3 protein-coding genes are annotated in these 4125 nt (G+C 54.0%); all 3 read left to right on the top strand.

The genetic code is table 11. The features are described from left to right. Positions 1–248: hypothetical protein (locus FFS37_RS36105; RefSeq protein WP_210240524.1), on the top strand; the 248-nt coding region annotated here is incomplete at its 5' end. A gap of 115 nt (positions 249–363) precedes the next feature. Then, on the top strand, positions 364–666 hold the full coding sequence (locus tag FFS37_RS35515) for a hypothetical protein (protein ID WP_137935540.1): 303 nt from the start codon (positions 364–366) through the stop codon (positions 664–666). Between the two features lie 1140 nt (positions 667–1806). Further along, entirely contained in the window at positions 1807–4017 is a 2211-nt protein-coding gene (locus FFS37_RS35510) for a BPSL0067 family protein (protein WP_137935539.1), read from the top strand. The last annotated feature ends 108 nt before the right edge of the window (positions 4018–4125 follow it).

Here is a 4125-nt window from a genome sequence, read left to right as displayed (position 1 = left end):
GAAATCCATCGCTTCTGCAGAAGCCTGGATATACGTCGCCCACATTCGCCTGCTCACACGCAGGCTCGCAAGAGCTTGATATCAAACCATTCTTTTTGATTCAGGCTCTGAGGGGCAAAACGCCGCTGTCGCTATCGCCAAAACTGATAGTCATTCTGGATCGGGATCACCGGGCTCATTTTTGCAGGCGCCGATCGATTCTCGATCGCTTCGTCAAGAACAAAATAAGAACCTCTATCCATCCATGAATGTAGCTGGTATATCCAAGTCAGCCGCTCGGAACTTGTGCATCGAATTTTGTACCGACGCTACGCTGCCTACCAGTACATATGACGGTGATCCCTTTTTCCAATGCATGGCTCGATGCATGCAGAGCTATGGGTTTTAGAGGAACTTATGGAAAGTAATCTGCGCAGAGAGGATGCTGAAGCGATAGTGAAGATGCTATTGCTTCATTCTAAGGATTTTATTAGGTTTATTGAGGAAAGAAAAGATAAGAGGAGCATGGAAGAATTTATTATTATTAAGAAATTGATAGGAAATTTGATGGGTTCAATTTATTTTGAGGTAATTGAGGTAATAGAAAAAGAACACAAGGGCGTTCTAGATGAGTTGTCTCCGCCGATGTCTGAAATGAATTTCGATTTCCCAAAGCTTCAGGAATGATGGTTCGGGTGCCTAGAAATTATAACTTCGCCAACGAGTCAGCGTCGGTATCGGCTTCTTGGCTAGGGTGAACCTCGACCCCAATGGCGGTCAAAAGGCCGAGGCCGACTGGCGCGAGAACGCGGCAAGGACACGCGTCGAAGCGCTGATCGCGCGAGACGGGAGGCGATCGGGACAAACTCCATACCTGATTGTTGCCTTCGGTCGCAATTCGAAGCTTGTTTTGAGGCTTTAATCGATGGGATTTTATGCTCTTGGTTCTGTCTCATTTGTATTTTCGGTTGCTTTGGCTGTTATAGGTGTTTTGTTCAGCAATGTGAAGCCGGCACTGAGTGTTTATGTCATTTACGTTTCTGCGATCATGAGCTTGCCTGGGTTTATTGTGATTTGGGATTTTGTTTTTTATAGAATTATTTGGCTTTTTCCGTGGAGTTGATTTATCAAAATGGGCGCGGGCGAGATCGGTAAATGTTACGTGTAGTAGTATTTCTATTGGATTTCCGGGCTTTTTCTTGCGATTTAGCTGGCGGTCAAAGGCGTCAGATCGCAACATTTTACACCGTTTCGGCGTGCTCTTGTTTTCTTTGGCGCTGGGACATCAGCGTTTCATGGGAGTGACGGTTCGGCATCTATGTAGGCGGGCTTTGTGAATGTTGTTTTTTCTAATCACTTTATTTTCGATTGTGAGCTTCGCATCTGCGATGTCCTTGGCGTTTGTAGGCGTCAAATCGCAAAATATTACGCCGCTTCAGCGTGTATTTTTTCTTTTTGGAGCTGCAGGGCTCAGCATTCCTGGATTAATGTCCCTGTATATGTTGCTGGTCTTTTCAGTGATTCTATTCGACTGATTTCGCCAACCTGATGGCGGAATAGCAAGCGACGATGTGAGAGCAGGCGAGATGAGTCTCGATTTCCGCAACCAATTGCACGTCGCACGCTGATGCTCGGCGCCGTCGAGCCTGCCGCCCGGCGCGCAAAGCTCGAAGCGCATGGACGCGAAAGCACGGCAAGAACGCGAATGTAAGAGCAGCGCGCGTGAAATCCTCGTGGCGCGCTGGAAATGTTGCGTGCGTGCTCGGTCAGCAGAGGAAAATGGCGGCGCGCGACCCCGCGTCCGCCTTGAAATGGAGGACAAGACCAATGGAACTCAAGCCTCGCAAAACAATGTTCCCGAACGACATCAAGGACCAGGTCGATGACACCGGCGACTTGCCGGGCGCCAAGGACCAGTCCGAGGCGCTCGCGCCGCTCTATGACAGGATAGAACTGGCGCTTGACAAAGAAGCGCCCGCACGAGCCGAGCCGCAGGTGGGCCAGCCGGTCGCCGCCCTGCTTGCCGATCTGTCGCCCGGGGCCGCCGATGCTCTCCTGCGGCAGGCGCGTGCCGCGAACGCGTCCCGATTGATCGGGGCCGGCACCGACATTTCGCTTGCTTTCCAGAACGCGCCGAAGGCTTTGGCGGAAACCGGCAACTATTCAGGCGTGACGCGGGGGCCAGAAGATTTCGCGGCCGTTTTCGGCGTCAAGGAAGGCGGCCGGCGATATGAGGCGCTGGACCGGCAGGTGAGGGCGGGCAAGCAGGCCTTCGACATGCGGGCCATGCCGAAACAGAGCATAAACGACCAGATTCTAGACGCGGCGATGAGCGCGGGACATTCGCCAGACGGCCCGTCACGCTACCAGGCAACGGTCGCGGCCGCGCGGCAACTGGAGGAAGCCCGAAAGAACGATCCGGCGGGCGAGGCAGGCAAGGCGTTTCCGCAAGTCAATGCGGCCTGGCGCGCGGCTGCCGACCAGGGCTGGCGCGACCCTGTGGCTGTCCAGAATGCGCTGGCCCTCAGCCTGGCCGCACAGCGCTATCTCGGCGTGGAGAACGTTCAGCCGGTGCCGCAATCGGTGTTGCGAGAAATCGGCGGATCGTCGCCACAAGATGTTCAGGCTGGGATCAACGGCCTGCTTGCCGGAACGGCGGATCCACTCGTCAAGGCGGCAGTCAAGCAGCAATTCGCCAAAACGGGATTGCTTGGAGGGCCGGCACCAGCGCCGACGCCTGCCCTGCTCGATCCGGCCGACTTCGACAAGCGCTTTGGGTTGCCCTCAAGCACGCCCCTTAAGGGCGAGAATGGTTCACCTCTGGCGTCAGCGCCAGTGCAATCATCCGAAACCCTTGGGGCTGGTGATGGTCCAGCCGCTGCCGACAGGGGGTCGCAAGTACCTGAGTATCCCGCAGCCGCCATCTACCCGGCAAAGGTCGGATTGACCGGGACGGTGCGTGGTGGTGCTGGATGGACCGAGATCATTGGGCCTGACGGCAGAGTCACTCGTCGTGTAGGAGCCCGCAATTGGCGTAACAACAATCCTGGAAATATAGAATATGGTCCATTCGCCCGATCGGCGGGAGCCATCGGCTCCGATGGGAGATTTGCCGTATTCCCCGACTATGGGACAGGCCGCGCAGCGAAGTCGAGATTGCTATTTGAGGGAAAAAAGTATCGCGAGGCAACCATTTCCAGCGCGATGGAAATCTACGCGCCGAGGACGGAAAACGATACTGACAAATATATAAAGACAATAACGTCGGCTCTCGATGTGGACGAAGATACTCCGCTTTCTTCTTTGACTAAGCAACAGCGGTCGAAGATGATGGACACCATGCAGCGAGTGGAGGGGTTTCGGACTGGCACGGAGTACGTTGACGGCAAGGCGGTCTCCGCACCGTTGGATGGTGCCAATTCGAACTCGCTCATCGAGCCGACGCAGGAGGTTCGCCAGGAACAAATCGATCCGTCGCCAAAGCGTTCGGATACCCCTGCCGATTTAGCGCTACCGAAGTCTCGAACATTGTCAGAAGGATGGGTTGGGAGCAGCACTACAAACATTTCGGTGCTGCCAAGCGACATTCAGGAGAACGCGAGACCTTATGCTGACATTTTGGGGAAAAATTTCGGTGATGGCGAGTGTGCAGCGCTTACCAAGGAACTAGGGAAGGTGAGTTTTGCTTCCGCATGGAAAAGAGGGGAGCAAGTGCGTGGAAATATGACGATAGCGCCGGGTACTCCCATCGCTACCTTCAATGGCGATTGGGGCGACGGACAAGGCGCGGTCCACTACGGGCCAAAGGGTTACCCTGGAGGTAAAGGTAGAGTGAGTCATACTGGCATATATCTAGGTCAGGACGAGGACGGGATTTACATATTGGATCAATGGAACAATACTCTTAAGGATAAAAAGGGACACGCCATAAAAGACGAAAAGGGAAACTCCATAAAGACACCTCAGAAAGCCAGGATAACATATCGTCCTTGGAATGATCCAAGGCAAGGAAAAGGCGGCGTCGAGGCCGGATCTTAGTGTCCGTTCCAAAAAGAGTTGAGTGATTTCAGCAGGTTGTGATTCCGTCGGATTTGCGAGATTCGATGGAGATCACGATGGCCTGGACTGAAATCACCCGTGCGCATT

Source organism: Mesorhizobium comanense (genome assembly GCF_005503535.1).
Taxonomy (GTDB): Bacteria; Pseudomonadota; Alphaproteobacteria; order Rhizobiales; family Rhizobiaceae; genus Mesorhizobium; species Mesorhizobium comanense.
The sequence above is the reverse complement of the archived record's forward strand: the minus strand, read 5'-3'. Positions and strand labels throughout refer to the sequence as shown.